A 16,626-nucleotide genomic window follows, 5' to 3' on the forward strand; every position below is an offset into this window, starting at 1 on the left:
AAATACCTCGTCTAAATTTGCAAGAAATCTACATCCATTAACGCAACAACTTGCAAATTTGCCGACAGGATTTACACCATATCTTCAATTAATTCATATGCTTATGAATTGTTCAGGGCGGACTAAATAATTACGTTTGCGTTCAATAAAAAATCACCAATATCAATTTATTTGTAATATTTACATTCGCTGTCGGTAAAGTCGTTTGCTTTTAGCGGAAACAAAAAAGCCCCGCAAGCGGGGCTTTTGAATGACTTTCTAAAAAAGCCGGCCCTTACTTGCCGTACAGGTAGTTGGGCAGCCACAGCGTGAGTTCGGGCCAGATGTGCATCAGCACCATGCACAAGATCACGATGAGCATGTAGGGCATCATGCCGGCAAAAATCTGGTTGATGGTCACATGCGGTGGCGACACGCCCTTGAGGTAGAAGGCCGACATGGCCACCGGCGGCGACAAGAAGGCGGCTTGCAAATTGACAAAAACCATCACGCCCCACAGCAAGGGGTCGATTTGGAAATGCGCCAGCAGGGGCAGGAAGATGGGCACAAAGATGACGATGATTTCGGTCCACTCCAGCGGCCAGCCCAGCACAAAGATGATGGCTTGCGACAACAGCAAGAACTGCAGGGGCGACAGGTTGAGCGCCATCACCCATTCTTCGACCAAGCGCTGACCGCCCAAAATGGCAAACACGGCCGAGAACAAGGCCGAGCCGACAAACAGCCAGCACACCATGGAGGTGGTTTTGGCGGTTAAAAAGACGGCTTGTTTGATCTTTTCAAAGTCCAGGGTGCCGGCCGACCAGGCCATCACGAATGCCCCGGCCGCGCCCACGGCGGCGGACTCGGTGGCGGTGGTGATGCCAAACAAGATCACGCCCAGCACCACCATGGTCAAGATACCCAGGGGCATGACCGAGCGCACCAGCATGTCCAAGATCTCGTACTGCTCGGCATCGAAGTGCCAGTAGTAATAGCTCAGCAGGGCCAGCGCCAGGGCGCAAGCGATCCAAAAGCCGAAGTAAAAGTTCTCGGGCACGGGCTCGGTGCGTGGTGCGTCAGACGTGTCGCCGTCTCCCAGCGCTTGCATGGGACCTTCGGCGGCCTCGGGCTTGTCATCTTCGGCGCCGGGGGGCAGTTGGACCGCGTTTTCTGCGCCAGGTGGCAACTGAACCCCACCTTGCGCGCCAGGGGGCTCTTGGACGCCACCCCCGCCTGCACCCGGTGGCTCTTGCACGCCCATGCGTTGGGCGCCGGGGGGTTCTTGAACGCCGCCAGATCCAGGGGGCTCTTGCACGCCCAAGCGTTGGGCACCCGGAGGTTCTTGCACACCGCTGCTTTGGGCGCCTGGAGGCTCTTGAACGCCATTGCTGGAAGCGCCCGGGGGTTCTTGTACGTCACTGCGTTCTGCGTTGGCTGCGGGGGCCATGGCGGTCACGGCGGCTGCGGCATCGGCAGCGTCGTTGTCGGCTTGCGAGTGGATGACCACATACCACCACACGGCACCCAAGCAAACCAAAGCGGTCATCAAGGGAACCAGGCTCATGGCCAGGCTGCGCACCAGCAAGCCCCAGGTCACGCGCACTTGTTCAATCTGCCCGCTGATGCGGCCCGGAGACAGCACTGCGCGCAACAAGGCAAACAGGTGGCGCGGGCCGTATTGCGTGGCCACGTGTTGCACCCAGGGGCGCACAGGCGCGCGCACTTGGTCATCAGGCAGCTTGGGCGCCACTTTGGGGTCGATCAACACCCAACCAATGACATAAACCAAATACAAAAACGCCAGGAAAAAGCCTGGGAACATGGCCGCTGCATACAGCTTGACCACCGATTGACCAGCGACGGCTGCATAGACAATGATCATCACCGAGGGGGGAATCAAAATCCCCAAGGTGCCCCCAGCGGTGATGACGCCTGCCGCCAAGCGGGTGTCATAACCGGCGTTGAGCATGGGGCGCATGGCGATCACGCCCATCAGCACCACCACGGCGCCGACCAAGCCACTGGCAATGCCCCAAAACGTGCAAATCACCAAGGTGGCCACGGCCAATGAACCGGGCAAACGGCGAAACGCCAACTGGACGCTGTGGAACATTTTGTCGACCAAGGCGCCACGCTCCATCACATAGCCCATGAGCACGAACAAGGGGATGGACAGCAAGGTGTCATTGGTCATCGCGCCAAATGCGCGCTGGACCATCAGGTTAAACACTTTGTTGTCAAGCCAAGGGGCGCCGGGTTCATAAAAGGCGCCAAAGCCAAACACCATGCCCAAGCCCATCAGGGTGAAGGCGGTGGGAAAGCCCAGCATGATCACCACCACAATGAGTGAGAGCATCAAAAGGCCGAGTGCGGGATCACTCATGCTTGGCCCCCTTTCGCGCGCTGGTGGGCGGACTCTTCAATGTTTTTGGCGTTGGCAATGGCTTGCATGGCCGCGTCGTGGTCGACCAAGCTGCTGCCAGCGAGTTGTTGCTCAACCACGTCGATTTCGTTGGCGTCTTTTAGGCGGGGTGTCCATTCACCGGTGCGGATGCACACCACGCAGCGCAAAATTTCGGACATGCCTTGCATCAACACCACAAAACCAGCCAAAGGAATGACCGACTTGAAGGGGTACAGCGGCAGGGGGTCGGCATTGAAGGTGTGCTCGTGGATGGCCCAGGAGTCGGCCGCATAGGACCAACCCGCCCAGGTCAGGGCGATCACCCCGGGGATGAAAAACAGCACATACAGCACCAGGTCGAGCCAGGCTTGGGTGCGGGGTTGGGCGCTGCCGTAGAAAAAGTCGCCGCGCACATGGCCGTCTTGGCTCAAGGTGTAGGCGCCGCCCATCATGAAGAGGGTGCCGTACATCATGTTGCTGGCGTCAAAAATCCAGGCGGTGGGGGCGTTGAGGATATAGCGTTTGAAAACTTCGACGACCACCATGAGCATCAGCGCCACGATGAGCCAGGCGAAAGCCTTGCCCACCCAGGTGCTGATGCTGTCGGCCGTGTGCAGCAGTTGTTGCATGTTCATGGGGAGACATTCAGAAAATAAAAAACCCATCCGGGCGAACCCGGATGGGTTGGACGCTTAAGGTAGATAGTTTAAGCTTTCTTGGCGGGGGCCGGCTTGTTGAAATAGCGGTTGTACGCCATTTTGAAGTCGACCATGTAGTCGTTTTGCCATTGGCCTGCGCGTGCAGCGAAAGCCTGTTGGGAGTCCATCACGCGCTTGAAATAGGGGTTCTCGACCGATTTCTTGGCAACTACTTTGTCCCAAGAGTCGAGTTGGGCTTTCAAAATGGAGTCTGGCGTTTTGTAGAACTTGATGCCTTGTTTTTTCATTTCGGCATAGTCTTTGGAATTGCGGTCGATGGCTTTCCAGCTCATTTCGGCCGATGAGGCTTGCACCGCGTAATCGATGACCGACTTGAGCTCTGCGGGCAGTGCGTCGAGCTTGCCTTTGTTGAACAGAATTTCAAACTGTTCGCCGCTTTGGTGGAAGCTTTGCAGCATGCAGTTTTTCACCACATCGGGGAAGCCCAGCACGCGGTCAGACGAGGCGTTGTTGAACTCGGCCGCGTCGATCAGGCCACGGTCCAAGGCGGGAACAATCTCGCCACCGGGCAAGGGGTTCACAGCCATGCCCAGGTCGGTGAAGATATCCACGGCCAAGCCCACGGTGCGGTACTTCAGGCCCTTCAGATCGCCCACTTTGGCCACTGGCTTTTTGAACCAGCCCAGGGGTTGGGTGGGCATGGGGCCGTAAACGTAGGAAACAACGTCAATGTTGAGGGATTTGTAGATTTCTTCCAACAGCTGCTTGCCGCCGCCGTAGTTGTGCCAGGACAGGACCATGTTGGGGTCCATGCCGAAGGCGGGGCCTGAACCCCACAGGGCCAGGGCCGAGCTTTTGCCGTAGTGGTAGGCCAGCACACCGTGGCCGCCGTCCAGGGTGCCTTTGTTGACGGCGTCCAACAATTGGAACGCGGGCACCACAGCGCCAGCGGGCAGCACTTCAATTTTCAGGCGGTTACCGGCCATGTCATTGACTTTTTTGGCAAAGTCATTGGCGTATTCGTGAAAAATGTCTTTGGCGGGCCAAGTGCTTTGGAAGCGCAGCGAGGTGGTTTGGGCCATGGACACCATGGGGGCCGACATGGCGCCTGCGGCAACGGCAGCGCCTTTGAGCAGGTTGCGGCGGCGGGGGGATTTTTGTTCGGACATTCAATTCTCCAGTGTGGACAGTATCAAAGAAACAACAGCGTATTTTTGTCGTTTTGCGCGCCATGGCTAGAGGGTTTATACCCATGGACGCCGTGCGTGGCGCGCTCAGGTCAGGGGCTGTGCGGGGGCCAGTTGGGACAATCCACGCTGCAAGGCAATTTCGAGCAAGCCGTCAAACAGCAGGCTGTCGACCAATTCAAAGGGGACCGACATGCTGGGCGCCATCTTCCAGCCTGCACCGCCTGTCATGTAGCACACCGGATCGGCTTGGCAGTGCGCGCGAACATGCTGAACCATGCGTTCGATCGCGCCGGCAATCGCAAAGGTGCCGCCACTGGTCAACGCGTCGCTGGTGTTGGTCGGAAAGGGCTGCACCTCGCCGGTGGGCACGCGCAAGCCGGCGGTGCCCGACTCCAAGGCGCGCAGCATGATGCCGTGGCCGGGCAGGATGAGGCCCCCCAAAAACCGCCCCTGTGCGTCCACCGCCTCGACGGTCACGGCGGTGCCGACCATGACCACCACCATTGGCTTGGCTGGGTTGGTGCCCACTTGGCTTTTCATCCGCGCCAAGGCGCCGATCATGGCCACCCAGCGGTCGGCGCCCAATCGGGTGGGGTGGTCGTAACCATTGGTCAAGCCCGCCTCTTGGGCCGAGGGCACGACCCAGCGGGCGGGCACATCCCACCACTCCATTTGCTCTTCGACGCGGCGGCGAATCGCTTCGCCAGCGACGATGCAGCCCAGCATATGGGTCGGTGCGGGCCATGCTTTCCAGTCGCCTTCGGCCAGGTGGTCGATGTTTTCCAGAAACACCGCGCCATGGCCCAACAATTTGGCGCCGGGGCGCGCTTGGTCATAGCGCGCCCATTTCAACCGGGTGTTGCCCACATCAAGTGCTAAAAAAGTCATAATTTTGGACCTCGGGGGCGCATTATCTTCAATTTCATGCGATGCTTGTCCCATCAAACTGTTTTTAGACGCAGACCAAGCTTTCAAAGCCAAGCATTGCGATGCTGCCATTTCCCATTTTGTTCAACTTCCCTAGCCCCGAACCGTGATCACCCAGCTCAATGTCACCTACGTCGCCGAAGAGGACCGGGTGTTGTTTCGCTTCAACACCCACGATGGCCAGGAATTTCGGCTGTGGTTGACCCGCGCCACGGTGCGCCAATTGCTAGCGGTGGGCGCGCAGGCCAGTGTCTTGGCCCATGCCGCCCAGCATGCCTTGCCCCAGGCCCAAGCCATTGCCCAGTTCAAGCAGCAAAGCGTGGAGCAGCAGGCGCGCTTCAGCGAATACAAGCCGGCAGCCCAAACCCCTTTGGGCGAAGCGCCCTTGCTGGCGCTCAAGGTGGAGATGAAGGTGGAGACGAAGGATGGCAAATCGGGCTATGCCATTGATTGGACCTTGGCCGGTGGGCACCAAATGCAGCTCACCTTGGATGACGATTTGTTCGCCAAGTTCCGCATGCTGCTGGCCACCATCCAAGACCGCGCCCAATGGGGCCTGGGGCCGGCCAGTGCCGTGGCCGACGCCGATTCGGCCGCCTCCGAGCCCCAGCCGGGCACCACCGTGCTGCATTGATGGCGGGTTCGGCATGGGCATAACCCCGGGGCTGTCAAAGCTGCGCCAATTCGATAGACTGACCAACCCCAAGCCGCAGATGAGAGCCCTGTATGAAAGTCATTGAAGAAATCCTGGCCCAAGCCCACAGCCTGGCCGCCGTGCGCCGCGACATCCACGCCCACCCTGAATTGTGTTTTCAAGAGCAGCGCACCGCCGATGTGGTGGCCCAGCAGCTCACGGCCTGGGGCATTCCCATCCACCGGGGCATGGGCACCACCGGCGTGGTGGGCATCATCAAAGGCGGCGACAGCCTGCGCGCCATTGGCTTGCGCGCCGACATGGACGCCTTGCCCATGCAAGAGTTCAACACCTTTGCCCATGCCAGCCAGCACGCCGGAAAAATGCACGCCTGCGGCCATGACGGACACACCACCATGCTGCTCGCTGCCGCTCAGCACCTGGCGCAACACCGCCACTTTGACGGCACGGTGTACCTGATTTTCCAGCCGGCCGAAGAGGGCGGCGGTGGCGCGCGCGAAATGATCAAGGACGGCTTGTTCGATAAATTCCCCATGGACGCGGTGTTTGGCATGCACAACTGGCCGGGCATGAAAGCGGGCCAATTTGCGGTGAGCGCGGGGCCGGTGATGGCGTCGAGCAATGAGTTCAAGATCACCATCCGTGGCAAAGGCAGCCATGCGGCCTTGCCGCACAACGGCATCGACCCGGTGCCCGTGGCGTGCCAAATGGTGCAGGCGTTTCAAACCATCATCAGCCGCAACAAAAAGCCGGTGGATGCGGGGGTGATCTCGGTCACCATGATCCACGCCGGAGAGGCCACCAATGTGGTGCCCGATGCGTGTGAGCTGCAAGGCACGGTGCGCACCTTCACCATCGAGGTGCTGGACATGATTGAGCGGCGCATGCGCCAAGTGGCCGAGCACGTGTGCGCCGCGCACGACGCGGTGTGTGAGTTTTCTTTCCACCGCAACTACCCACCTACAGTGAACCATGCGGCCGAGGCGGCGTTTGCACGCCAAGTCATGGCTGACATGGTGGGTGCCGAAAACGTGCTGGCTCAAGAGCCCACCATGGGCGCCGAAGACTTCTCTTATATGCTGCAAGCCAAGCCGGGTTGCTATTTTTTCATTGGCAACGGCGACGGCACCCACCGCGAGATGGGCCACGGCGGCGGCCCGTGCACCTTGCACAACCCCAGCTACGACTTCAATGACGACTTGATCCCGCTGGGTGGGTCTTACTGGGTGCAGCTGGTTGAGGCCTGGTTCGCTGCCAAGCCATGAGTGCGCCCCCCGAGCAGGCGTTTGCAACCAGCTACGCGCAAGCCCGAGAATTATTTTTACAAGCCGCCCATCAACGGGGTTTGGCGGTGGACACCCGGCCCCACCCTTTGCCCGGGCGCGATGGCGAAGCCATGGCCATGGACGTGGTGTGGGACGGCCCAGCCCGCGCCAGCCGGGTGCTGATTGTCAGCAGTGCTTGCCACGGGGTCGAGGGCCATTGCGGATCGGGCGTGCAAGTCGATGCCTTGCGCCGAGCCGATTGGCGGCCCACACCGTGGCCGGCTGATGTAGCCGTGCTGTGGGTGCATGCCCTCAACCCCTATGGCTTTTCGCATGGGCGGCGCACCACCCAAGAAAACGTCGACCTCAACCGCAACTTCCATCGCTTTGACCAAGCCCTGCCCGACAACCCCGGCTATGCCCAGATCCATGATTTATTGATTCCCCCATCGTGGCCGCCCACGCCCGAGAACGAGGCGGCTTTGCAAAACTGGGTGGAGCAGCACGGCAAAGCGGCTTTCCAGCAAGCGGTATCCGGTGGGCAGCACAGCCACCCTGAGGGCTTGTTCTTCAGTGGCCGCGAACCCACCTGGAGCCACACCACCTTGCGCCAGGTGTTGCGTGAACACGCGGGCCATGCGCGCCATGTGGGTTGGATCGACTTGCACACCGGCCTGGGCCCATCGGGTGTGGGCGAGCGCATTTTTGCGTGCAAAGACGATGCCGCCGCTCTGGTGCGCACCCGCACTTGGTGGGGCAGCGAGGCGACGCCCATCACATCGATTTACGACGGTTCATCCACCTCAGCGCGCTTGACCGGCTTGATGTGGTCTGCCGTGGAGGACGAATGCCCACAGGCCCAATACACCGGCATCGCTCTGGAATATGGCACGGTGCCCTGGACCGAAACCCTGTTCGCTTTGCGTGCCGATCATTGGCTGGCCTTGCACCCCGAGGCCAGCGCCGAGCAGGCCCAGCACATTCGCCGTGAACTGCGCCGCGTTTTTTACACCGAGACCGATGTCTGGAAGCTGCAAATATTGGCGCAAGCGCGGCAGGCCTTGGCCCAAGGCATCGAGGGTTTGGCCAGGGCTTGAGTTTTGCTGGCTTGGCCTGTGCAGAGTCTGTTTTGTGCTGGGTTAATGGGGGTCAGATTCCAATTTCTTTGGCGCCCATGCTTGCTGATCCCGCCCCGCTGGCGGGTACGCTGCCCTCCGCCAGTCGCTTCGCTCCGATGTTGTCGGGACGGCGCACCCACCATCGGTGCTGCGAACAAGAGATCCGTTCGCAAAGGGAAATTCCCACACCTTTGGTGAATCACAGAAACCGGTGCTCGCCAACCACTTGCAAACCCACATCCCATGGAAACCGACACGAGTGGGTGTGCGGGCCGACGACATCGGAGCGAAGCGACTGGAGGAGGCCTGCATATCCCGAGATGGCGGTTTATGAGGGGGAGTTCAAAACCCACGCATCCACCATCGGAGCTGCAAAGAGGGGCGCCGCGAGGTGCTAAGAAGGGATGTAGTGCGCCAGCAAGGTTTGCAGGTGCTCGCGAGAGCCTGCGACCAAGTGTGGCGACAACAAACGCAGCACATGTTGGGCGCCACCTATCAGCGCTTGGGCCGCGCTGTCTTCTTCCAAGGCATGGCGCGGGTTGCGCACGTACTCATAGCTGAGCCACCACGTGAGCAAGACCACCATGTGCGTGGCCACCGCTTCGCGCTCGGCGCCTTCGAGTTGCAAAGCGCCTTGGTGGTGCAAGCCGGCAATCAGTTGCGCAAAGGCGAGTTGTTTGCGCGCCAGCAAGTCTTTGACCTCGGTTTCCAAGCGCCGGTTGCGGCTGAGCAAGTCGTTGAGGTCGCGGTACAAAAACCGGTGTTCCCACAAACGCTCAAACAAGGAGTGGATGAAAAACCATGCGTCTTCCACATCGCGCACATCGCCAGCGGCTTCGAGCAAGGGGTTGAGTTGCGCCAGGTACTGGTCAAACAAGGCATTGACCAACTCGTCTTTGGCCGGGAAGTGGTAGTACAGGTTGCCCGGGCTGATGCGCAGTTCAGAAGAAATCAGGTTGGTGGAGACATTGGGCTCGCCAAAGCGGTTGAACAGCGAGAGGCTGGTCTCGGTGATGCGCTGAGCGGTGCGCCGGGGCGCTTTTTTGACCATGGCCAGGCCCGTCTCGACAGGGCTTCAGCGTTTTGGGCTGCGTGTGTTGCGGCTGGCCGCGCGCGTTTTGGTGGCGGCGGGCTTGGCGGTTTTGACTACGGGGCCTTTGGTCGCAGCCCTTTGGGTGACCTGGCGCTTGGCTGTCGGCGGCTTGGCGGCTTGGCGTTTGGCCGGGGCCGCCGTTTTGGCGGGCTTGGTGTTGGCCAAGGCTTGTTCCAGGGTGGTGATGCGTGCATGCAGGGCCGCGACATCGTCGGCCGAAGGCCAGCCCAGGCGGTGCATGGCTTTGGCCACGCGTTGCTCGAACAAGGTTTCCAAGCGGTCCCAAGAGCCACCGGCGCGTTCGGTGAATTGACTGGCCAAGTTGCTCATGGTGTGGGTGGCCTGGGCGATTTTTTCTTCCGCCACTTGCTGGGTTTGCTGCTGCATGTGCATGCCGTCTTTGATCAGCGACTCAAACACCTTGCCGCCCTCTTGCTGGGCTTTGGCAAAGGCACCCAGACCAGCGAGCCAGATGTGGTTGGCCGAGTCGCGGATGTGGTCCTTCAAGGCGGCGTTGTCAGAGGCGTCGGGGCTGGGTGTGCGGGCCATGTTTTTCTCCATTCAAGGCATGGCCGGACTGTAGCCCAGTTGCTGTGCGGCAACGGGACGCCGCACGAACGCGAAATCAACCGCGCAGCGACCAGGCTTTTTTCAGGGCCAGCCATTGACCGGCCGAGGCTGGGTCACTTTGGGCTTTGCGCAGGGCGCGGCGCACAAAGGCCACCAGCACGCCCAGGAACAAACCGGCAAATGCCGCTACCAGCACGATGACGGCACGTTTGGGTTTGGATTTGCGCTCAGCTGGCATGGCCACATCGACTTGCTGAATCAGCGGACCCTCTTTGGCCTCGTCAACCCGGGCCAATTCGTATTGGCGGATCAACACCTCGAGCATGGCCTCTTGCACCTTCACGTCCCGAAAGGATTTCACGGCCTCTTGGTGCAAGGGGCTGGCTGCAGCCTTGCTTTCGCCAGAGCCTTGTTCGGTTTTGTTCAATTGGGATCGCAAAGCCGCCAACTCGCTGGCGATGCGCTGGGTCTCAGGGTTTTGCGCCGTGGCGAAACGGCTCATGGCTTGTAACTGCACCTCGCGGGAGGCAATTTGTCCCCGCAACTCTGCGCTGGCGCGCACACCGGTTTCGGCCAAAACGGAAGTGACCTGCATGCCCGACTTTTCTTTGGCGGCGCGAAAAGCCACTTCGGCCAAAGCCAGCTTGTCCTGGGTTTGTTGAATTTGTTGTTCGTAAAAAACCCGCCTTTGCTGCGCCTCGGTCACCGCCAAACGCCCCAGCATGGCACGTAACTCCACCACATGGCGGTTGGCCAGCTCGGCGGCAAAAGCGGGGTCTTTGTCATCGGCTTCGATGCTGAGCAGGCCAGATTTTTTGTCGCTGGCAAAGCGCACCTGCCCTTTCAAGGCGGCACGGGCATCGGTCAGGGTTTTGGCCTCATAGCGCTCTTGCAGTTTGAGCTCGGCGATGATGCGGTTTTGCATGCCCTCGCTGCCCAAAAAAGCCACATACATTTCGTCTGGGCTTTTGAGTCCACCGCCACCGCCCAAACCAGCCAGACCGGCCAAACCGCCCATGCTGGCCAATGCGGCAGCAGCGCCACTTTGCTGCTGTTGGGGTGGCATGACCACGGTTTTGGCGGTGAAGATGGGGGTCATGAGCAAGCTCACCACCACGGCCACCAGGGTGGTGATCAAGGGAATGGCAAACAGGGTGGCTTTTTCTTCGCCCAAGGCGGTGGCCAGGTCGAGCAAGCTGATTTCGTCTTCGTCGCCCATGGGCATGGCGCTGGGTTGGGTGTGGTCGTTCATGTGCGAGACCTCACTGGCGAAGGGTTTTGATGGCGGCGGCACCAATGCCCATCTGGTAGATGAGTTGCGTCCAGTCTTTGGCGGCGGTCATGAACTGCACGTAGCCGGTGCGGCGGTCCAGTTTTTCAGGCACAAAAATCGCGTCACCCGGGTACAAGGGTTTGGCCTTGACGCCGCCGGTCAAGTTGGACAACCAACGGCCTGCATCGCTTTCCACGGACCCATCGGCGCGCAGCACCATGACGGCACTTTCATCGGCATCACGCGTCAAACCGGCGCGCAACAAGTAGTCGCGCACGCTGGAGGTATTGCGCTGCAAAAAGCTCGATTCGGACAACACGGCACCGAACACACTGACAAAACCCGAGCGCTCGGGAATGGTGATTTGGTCACCGTCTTCCAGTGGCAGGTCAGGCAGGGCAGGTTTGACAGGGTCAATTTCCAAAGAAATGCGCCCGCTCGCCTCCAGGGTTTGCAACTTGGCCAGCATTTGCCGTTGCGCGGCTTGGGTTTGGGCCATCAGTGCAGCTTTGTCGGTGTCTTGGCTGTTTTGCAACAGGGCGGCAGATTGACCTGACATTTCCGCCTCAAACCGGCGCACGGCCTGGTTGAGGTTGCTTTGCTGCTGCTTGCGCGTGGTCTCGCGCGCAAACACCGTGCCGTAAATATAGGCATTGGATGTGACGCCGCCAGCGCGGCGCAGCAGTTGTGACAAGGTCTCGCCGGCTTGAATTTGGTACAAGCCAGGCGCATTGACCTCGCCCCCAATGCGCACAAACAGTGAGCGGCGGTTGGCGGGCACGGGGATGTCTTTGACGTTGAAAACGGTCACCACATCGCCCGCTTTGAGCTCGATGTTGGCCCCAGGGTCGCGCTCGATCACGGCTTTTTGCAAATTAAAGGCGATCACCGTGGGCTTGAGGGCCTGGGGCTCCAAGCGCTCAATGACGGCGTAATCCCAGTTGATTTCGTTGAACAGGTTTTTGACCTGGGTCAAAGGTGCCGTTGGCTCGTCGCTCCAGCGGTTGTTGTCGGCGCCACGGCCGCGCTCGGTGTTGGGGCGAAATTCGTTTTGCGCTTGATTGCCCATGCGCGGATCCAGGGGGGCAAAGCGGTTGTCGCCATTGCCACGGAAATCGTTCCCGCGCTCTTCACTGTTGGGTCTGGGGTCTAAGCCGGTGCGGGGGTCTGTGCCGCGGTTGTTGTCGGTGTTTCTCGAGTCCTGAGATCGACCCACGAACTGATTTCTGTTGCTTTCGTCTTGGTCGCGGCCCCACGGGCGTGCACGCTCATACTGGACCAAGGCGTTCTTGCGCCGGTAATAAACCGGGTCAATCAGGGCCTGCCGGTCTGGGATGAGGTCGCTGATCCGCATGCCTGGCTTGAAGGCGTGGCGCAAGGGCTGCGCGACCGAGCCGCGCAAGGTCACCGCATTGTCAAATTCGCTGCGCAGCTTGAGCAAGGTGACCACATCGCCGTCGCGCAAGGTGCTTTGCAAGCCATTGGCGTCCATGGTTTTTTCTTCAACGGTGCGTGGCGCTTGGTTGCCCACGCCCGTTTGCAGTCGCTCAATCACCACCTTGTTGGTATTGGTCATGGCGCTGGTGCCGCCCGCGTAGGCCAACAAACGGCCCAAAGCTTCACCCCCAGGGGCCAGCTCAAAAATGGCTGGGTTGTCCAGCGGGCCCAGCAAGGCCACCCGAGGTCCGGCGGGCGGAATCAAGATCACGTCGCCGGGCAGCAGGCGTTGGTCTGCGCTGGTGTTGCCCTCGGTGATGAACTTGTACAAGTCCAAGCGGGCCACGGTTTTGTTGTCCCGGATGAGCTGAATATTGCGCAAACTGCCGGTGGCGGCGGGACCGCCGCTTTCAAACAAGGCGCTGATCAAGGTGGACAGGCTGGACAAGGTGTAAGCGCCCGGTTTGCGCGCTTGGCCCACCACAAAAATCGGCAAGCTGCGCAACTGACCCAATGAAGCGGTCAGCTGGAAGTTGTTGTAGTAACGGCTCATGTGCGCGCGCAGCACGTTGTTCAACTCAGAGGCTTTGATGCCGCTCAAGGTGAAGGTGCCCGCTTTGGGAATGCTCACCTGCCCATTGCGATCGACCACCAAGCGCAGATCGGCGTCAATGCTGCCCCATACGCGCAACTGCACCTCGTCGCCCACGCCCAACACATAGTCGCCCGGCACGGGCACGCTTTGCACCGGCGTGTAGACGCCACTGTCAAACAGGTTGTAGCCAAACAGGGGCAGGCGCTGCCCGCTGGAGTCTTCGACAAAAGACTGGAATTCGGTTTTTTGAAGGGGGGGCAATGGCGTGCGCAGGGTGTAGGCAGTGCCCTGGCCAAGTTCAGGGGTCATGGGCCTGACCAAGCCTGAGGGCTGAGACTGACCATTGCTCAAGAATGGGGATGTGGGCATGGTGCCCATGCTTGAGCCACCAGAGCCACCAGACCCAAATCCACCTGTCGCGCCGCCGCCCATGGCTGGGTTGTTGCCCCCTCCGCTGAAACCCGACTGTGCTGATGCGGCCATGGCCACAGCCGCTAACAACAAAGCCAAAGGCAGGCGGCGGAAGGGGTTAGGCAGGGTAAAGATGTTCATGGGTTCATTTTAAAGATCGGGCCAACAGGGCCCGTGGCGCGTCAGCGCGGGGCTTTTGCGGCATTCGCATTGTGAGTGGACGGCTTGGCGCTGGGGCCCTTGTCGTCCAAGACCTGCTCGTCGGTGCGGCCAAAGCGGCGCACCCGTTTTTGATACCAGGCCAGCGCATCGTCGAGCATGGCGGCGTTGAAGTCGGGCCACAAGGCGTCGGTGAAATACAGCTCGGTGTAGGCGCATTGCCAGAGCAAAAAATTGCTGATGCGCGACTCACCGCCGGTGCGGATGAGCAAGTCTGGGTCGGGTGCACCGGCCATGCAGAGGTGCGGGGCGAGGCCAGGGGCATCGAGCAACTCCAAGCCCTTGAGCGGGTTGGCACGCTGCCATTCGCGGGTGGCGTTCAAAATATCCCATTGACCGCCGTAATTGGCGGCCACCGTCAGGTGGATGCCTTGGTTGTGCGCAGTGCTCAACTCGGCATGGGCAATCAGGTCTTGCAAGCCTTGGGCAAAGGCGCTGCGGTCACCAATCAAGCGAAAGCGCACCCCTTGCTTTTGCATGTCACTCACCTCTTTTTCGAGGTATTGCCCAAACAAGCCCATCAAGGTGCTCACCTCTTCGGGCGGGCGGCGCCAGTTTTCGGTGCTGAAGGCAAACAAAGTCAGGTGGGTGATGCCCCGTTCGGTACACGCCTTGACCAAAGGCCGCACCACCTTGGCCCCTTTGACGTGGCCCAAGGTGCGTGGCAGGTGGCGGTTTTTGGCCCATCGGCCATTGCCATCCATGATGATGGCAATATGGCGTGGCCCCATGGCACCCGGTTCAACGGCGGGCGGGTGCAAGTTGGTTCAATTCAACGCTGACCACCTGGGGGCGGCTCAGCAGGTTGATGAAAATCATGGCGCGGGCTTCGCCGTCGGGCGCCTGGAACAAGCCTTCCAGACCATGCAAGGGCCCATCCACAAAGCGCACGGCGTCTCCACTGGAAAAAAAGCGGGGCACATCGGGCGTGGGGGCGTTGCGCAAGGCGTCGACAATTTCAGGCGGTACGGCGGCCGGCAGGTTGCCAAAAGTGACCAATTTGCTCACACCCATGGTGGAGCGGATGGGCGACCAATTGCTGGTCACCTTGTCGAGCTGAATGAACAAATAGCGGCTGAACATGGGTTCAATCACTTTTTCCAGCCGCCCGCGGCGAAACTTTTCCACCGACAGCATGGGCAACCAGGCCGCAAAGCCCTGGCGCTGTAAATTCTCCAAAGCGCGCTGCTCTTGGCGGGGCTTGGTGTGAACGACAAACCATTGCATGATGGAAACCCTTGGATTTGGTTGGCTGATTGTAATGAAATCACCCATCACCCCCAAACGCATGGCCAGGACCCCGCGCCAAGCCATTGGGCGTTGGATTTACCCCACAGTTCAAAGCGCTGAGACCCATTGAACTGTGGGGTTTAAGCCAGCGTTTTCGCATCCATGAGCATGCCAAATCAATAAAAATTGCAAATCAGACGGGGATAAAAATTCAAATTGAATACTTTATGATAAATATACGTGGTTGTAGGCCGATTTTCAGCGTGGGCTTTTGGAGCGGCAGCCTAAAAAAGTCATCGGTCACCCATGCTGTGTTGTCCGAGTTCAATTAATTTGGTACATTCACTCCACTTCAACGCCATTCATTTTCGGTTCAACGAGCGAGTGGCATCCAATTTTCACAACCTCACTTCATCGGGAAATCACATGAAAACCGCATCTATCGCATCAGTTATCTTGTCGGCTGCTCTGGCCATCATGCCTTTGACAGGCCATAGCCAAGCTCAGGGCGGCGGCACAGGCGCTGGGAGCGGTGCCGCAGGTGGCGGTGCTGGTGGCGCGGCCGGTGGCGGTGCAGCTGCTGGCGGTGGCGCTGCAGCCGGTGGTGCAGCAGCAGGCGGTGCTGCCGCAGCGGGTGGTGCAGCAGCTGCGGCTGGTGCAGCAGCAGCAACCGCAGCCACGGTTGGTTTGGTGGCAGCTGGTGTGGCTGCGGCGGCTGTGGTGGCTGCAGCGGTGGCTAAAAAGGCCGACCCCATCTACTCGACCACTTCCACTTTGTCTGGCACGACCACCATTTACACGACAACTTGTATCGCCAACTGCTGATTTTTAGCATTGGGACCAAACGCCCCCGCGTGGGGCGTTTTTTTGTGCCCTCATTTTCTTCTTAAGTTAACTCCAGCGAGTGAAGCTTTTACCCTCAATGCGTGACTTCCGGTTTTGGCTGCGTGCCATTGGAGGGCTTTGGGGCGCGTGCTTGCTTTCGGGTTGCTTGGGCGTCAACCCGACCATGGACATGCTCACCACTTTTCTGCCTGGCAAAGAGCCAGCTTTGATGGTGGCCAAAGGCTATGAGTATTTGTTGATTGAAATTGACGGCAGAAAAACCGCGATGGCCTTGGGCGCTCGGCAAGAGGTGATCGGCGCTGGTGATGTGATGGTGCACGAGCACTGGTACAGCGGCCAACGCGAAATGATCCATATGGTGAACGGTCGTATTTATACGGCACTTGGCTTGACTGTGGAGTGGCGCCGACAGCAAAGTTCACCCCCCATCTGGGCGTCACTTGCAGCCTCCCAGGTACCGGTGACTTGGCAGAGGGAGATCGATGTCATGCCCGGTTATCGTTTCGGGCAAACAGACCGCATTGAAACGCAGGTGGGCTCAGCCCCGTTTGGCGCACCTGCGCAGGCCGGTGGCACGCAGTGGTTCGTTGATCACGTGCGCAGCCCGCAGCCATTGGGTGGAGACTGGGTTTACAAACAACACTTCGCTGTGCATCAAGGGCGAGTGGTGTACAGCGAGCAATGTCTTTCACCCAACGTTTGCTTCAAGTTCAAACACTTGGGTTTGGTTCAATGAAGCCTGAAAGTGAGGT

At 59.7% G+C, this 16,626-nt stretch carries 15 protein-coding genes; 5 read left to right on the forward strand and 10 right to left on the reverse strand.

What is annotated here, in order from left to right:
• Positions 1-274 precede the first annotated feature (274 nt).
• From AC8GFZ_RS00005 to AC8GFZ_RS00020, 4 genes are all read right to left on the reverse strand, one after another.
• Positions 275-2,365 (reverse strand): TRAP transporter large permease subunit, encoded by a 2,091-nt coding sequence (locus tag AC8GFZ_RS00005; RefSeq protein ID WP_506641077.1) that lies wholly within the window; start codon positions 2,363-2,365, stop codon positions 275-277.
• Positions 2,362-3,021: a TRAP transporter small permease subunit gene (locus tag AC8GFZ_RS00010; RefSeq protein WP_506641079.1), complete on the reverse strand. Its 660-nt coding sequence runs from the start codon at positions 3,019-3,021 to the stop codon at positions 2,362-2,364. The genes AC8GFZ_RS00005 and AC8GFZ_RS00010 overlap by 4 nt, the downstream gene beginning before the upstream one ends.
• A 71-nt stretch (positions 3,022-3,092) precedes the next feature.
• Entirely contained in the window at positions 3,093-4,214 is a 1,122-nt protein-coding gene (locus AC8GFZ_RS00015; protein ID WP_506641081.1) for a TRAP transporter substrate-binding protein, read from the reverse strand.
• A 105-nt stretch (positions 4,215-4,319) separates the two neighbouring features.
• On the reverse strand, positions 4,320-5,123 hold the full coding sequence (locus AC8GFZ_RS00020) for a type III pantothenate kinase (RefSeq protein WP_506641083.1): 804 nt from the start codon (positions 5,121-5,123) through the stop codon (positions 4,320-4,322).
• A 145-nt stretch (positions 5,124-5,268) separates the two neighbouring features.
• On the opposite strand from AC8GFZ_RS00020, the gene AC8GFZ_RS00025 reads away from it, so the two are divergent.
• The 3 genes from AC8GFZ_RS00025 (at position 5,269) to AC8GFZ_RS00035 (ending at position 8,179) form a co-directional block, all read left to right on the forward strand.
• A complete protein-coding gene (locus AC8GFZ_RS00025) occupies positions 5,269-5,796 on the forward strand; it encodes a hypothetical protein (RefSeq protein WP_506641085.1) in 528 nt (175 codons plus the stop codon).
• A gap of 92 nt (positions 5,797-5,888) precedes the next feature.
• The gene (locus tag AC8GFZ_RS00030) at positions 5,889-7,082 is read left to right on the forward strand and encodes a M20 aminoacylase family protein (RefSeq protein ID WP_506641087.1); all 1,194 of its coding nucleotides are present in this window, start codon (positions 5,889-5,891) and stop codon (positions 7,080-7,082) included.
• Positions 7,079-8,179, forward strand: a complete 1,101-nt coding sequence (locus AC8GFZ_RS00035) for a M14 family metallopeptidase (protein ID WP_506641089.1) — start codon at positions 7,079-7,081, stop codon at positions 8,177-8,179. Before AC8GFZ_RS00030 ends, AC8GFZ_RS00035 begins: the two co-directional genes overlap by 4 nt.
• A gap of 415 nt (positions 8,180-8,594) precedes the next feature.
• Here AC8GFZ_RS00035 and AC8GFZ_RS00040 read toward each other — a convergent pair whose 3' ends face one another.
• From AC8GFZ_RS00040 to rfaH, 6 genes are all read right to left on the reverse strand, one after another.
• On the reverse strand, positions 8,595-9,251 hold the full coding sequence (locus AC8GFZ_RS00040) for a TetR/AcrR family transcriptional regulator (RefSeq protein ID WP_506641091.1): 657 nt from the start codon (positions 9,249-9,251) through the stop codon (positions 8,595-8,597).
• 24 nt (positions 9,252-9,275) lie between these two features.
• Positions 9,276-9,842: a phasin family protein gene (locus AC8GFZ_RS00045; RefSeq protein WP_506641093.1), complete on the reverse strand. Its 567-nt coding sequence runs from the start codon at positions 9,840-9,842 to the stop codon at positions 9,276-9,278.
• A gap of 76 nt (positions 9,843-9,918) precedes the next feature.
• Complete coding sequence (locus AC8GFZ_RS00050; RefSeq protein WP_506641095.1) at positions 9,919-11,115, reverse strand: Wzz/FepE/Etk N-terminal domain-containing protein; 1,197 nt, start codon at positions 11,113-11,115, stop codon at positions 9,919-9,921.
• Positions 11,116-11,125: 10 nt separating this feature from the next.
• On the reverse strand, positions 11,126-13,720 hold the full coding sequence (locus tag AC8GFZ_RS00055) for a polysaccharide biosynthesis/export family protein (protein ID WP_506641097.1): 2,595 nt from the start codon (positions 13,718-13,720) through the stop codon (positions 11,126-11,128).
• A gap of 41 nt (positions 13,721-13,761) precedes the next feature.
• Positions 13,762-14,529, reverse strand: a complete 768-nt coding sequence (gene uppS / locus AC8GFZ_RS00060; RefSeq protein ID WP_506644179.1) for a polyprenyl diphosphate synthase — start codon at positions 14,527-14,529, stop codon at positions 13,762-13,764.
• A 10-nt stretch (positions 14,530-14,539) separates the two neighbouring features.
• Positions 14,540-15,025, reverse strand: coding sequence for a transcription/translation regulatory transformer protein RfaH (rfaH, locus tag AC8GFZ_RS00065; protein WP_506641099.1), 486 nt, complete (start codon positions 15,023-15,025; stop codon positions 14,540-14,542).
• A 429-nt stretch (positions 15,026-15,454) separates the two neighbouring features.
• On the opposite strand from rfaH, the gene AC8GFZ_RS00070 reads away from it, so the two are divergent.
• Both AC8GFZ_RS00070 and AC8GFZ_RS00075 read left to right on the forward strand, forming a co-directional pair.
• Entirely contained in the window at positions 15,455-15,853 is a 399-nt protein-coding gene (locus tag AC8GFZ_RS00070; protein ID WP_506641101.1) for a hypothetical protein, read from the forward strand.
• Between the two features lie 190 nt (positions 15,854-16,043).
• On the forward strand, positions 16,044-16,610 hold the full coding sequence (locus AC8GFZ_RS00075; protein ID WP_506641103.1) for a YjbF family lipoprotein: 567 nt from the start codon (positions 16,044-16,046) through the stop codon (positions 16,608-16,610).
• Positions 16,611-16,626 lie beyond the last annotated feature (16 nt).

The sequence above is a fragment of the Limnohabitans rimovensis (SeqCode) genome (assembly GCF_965234775.1).
Lineage (GTDB): Bacteria > Pseudomonadota > Gammaproteobacteria > Burkholderiales > Burkholderiaceae_C > Limnohabitans > Limnohabitans rimovensis.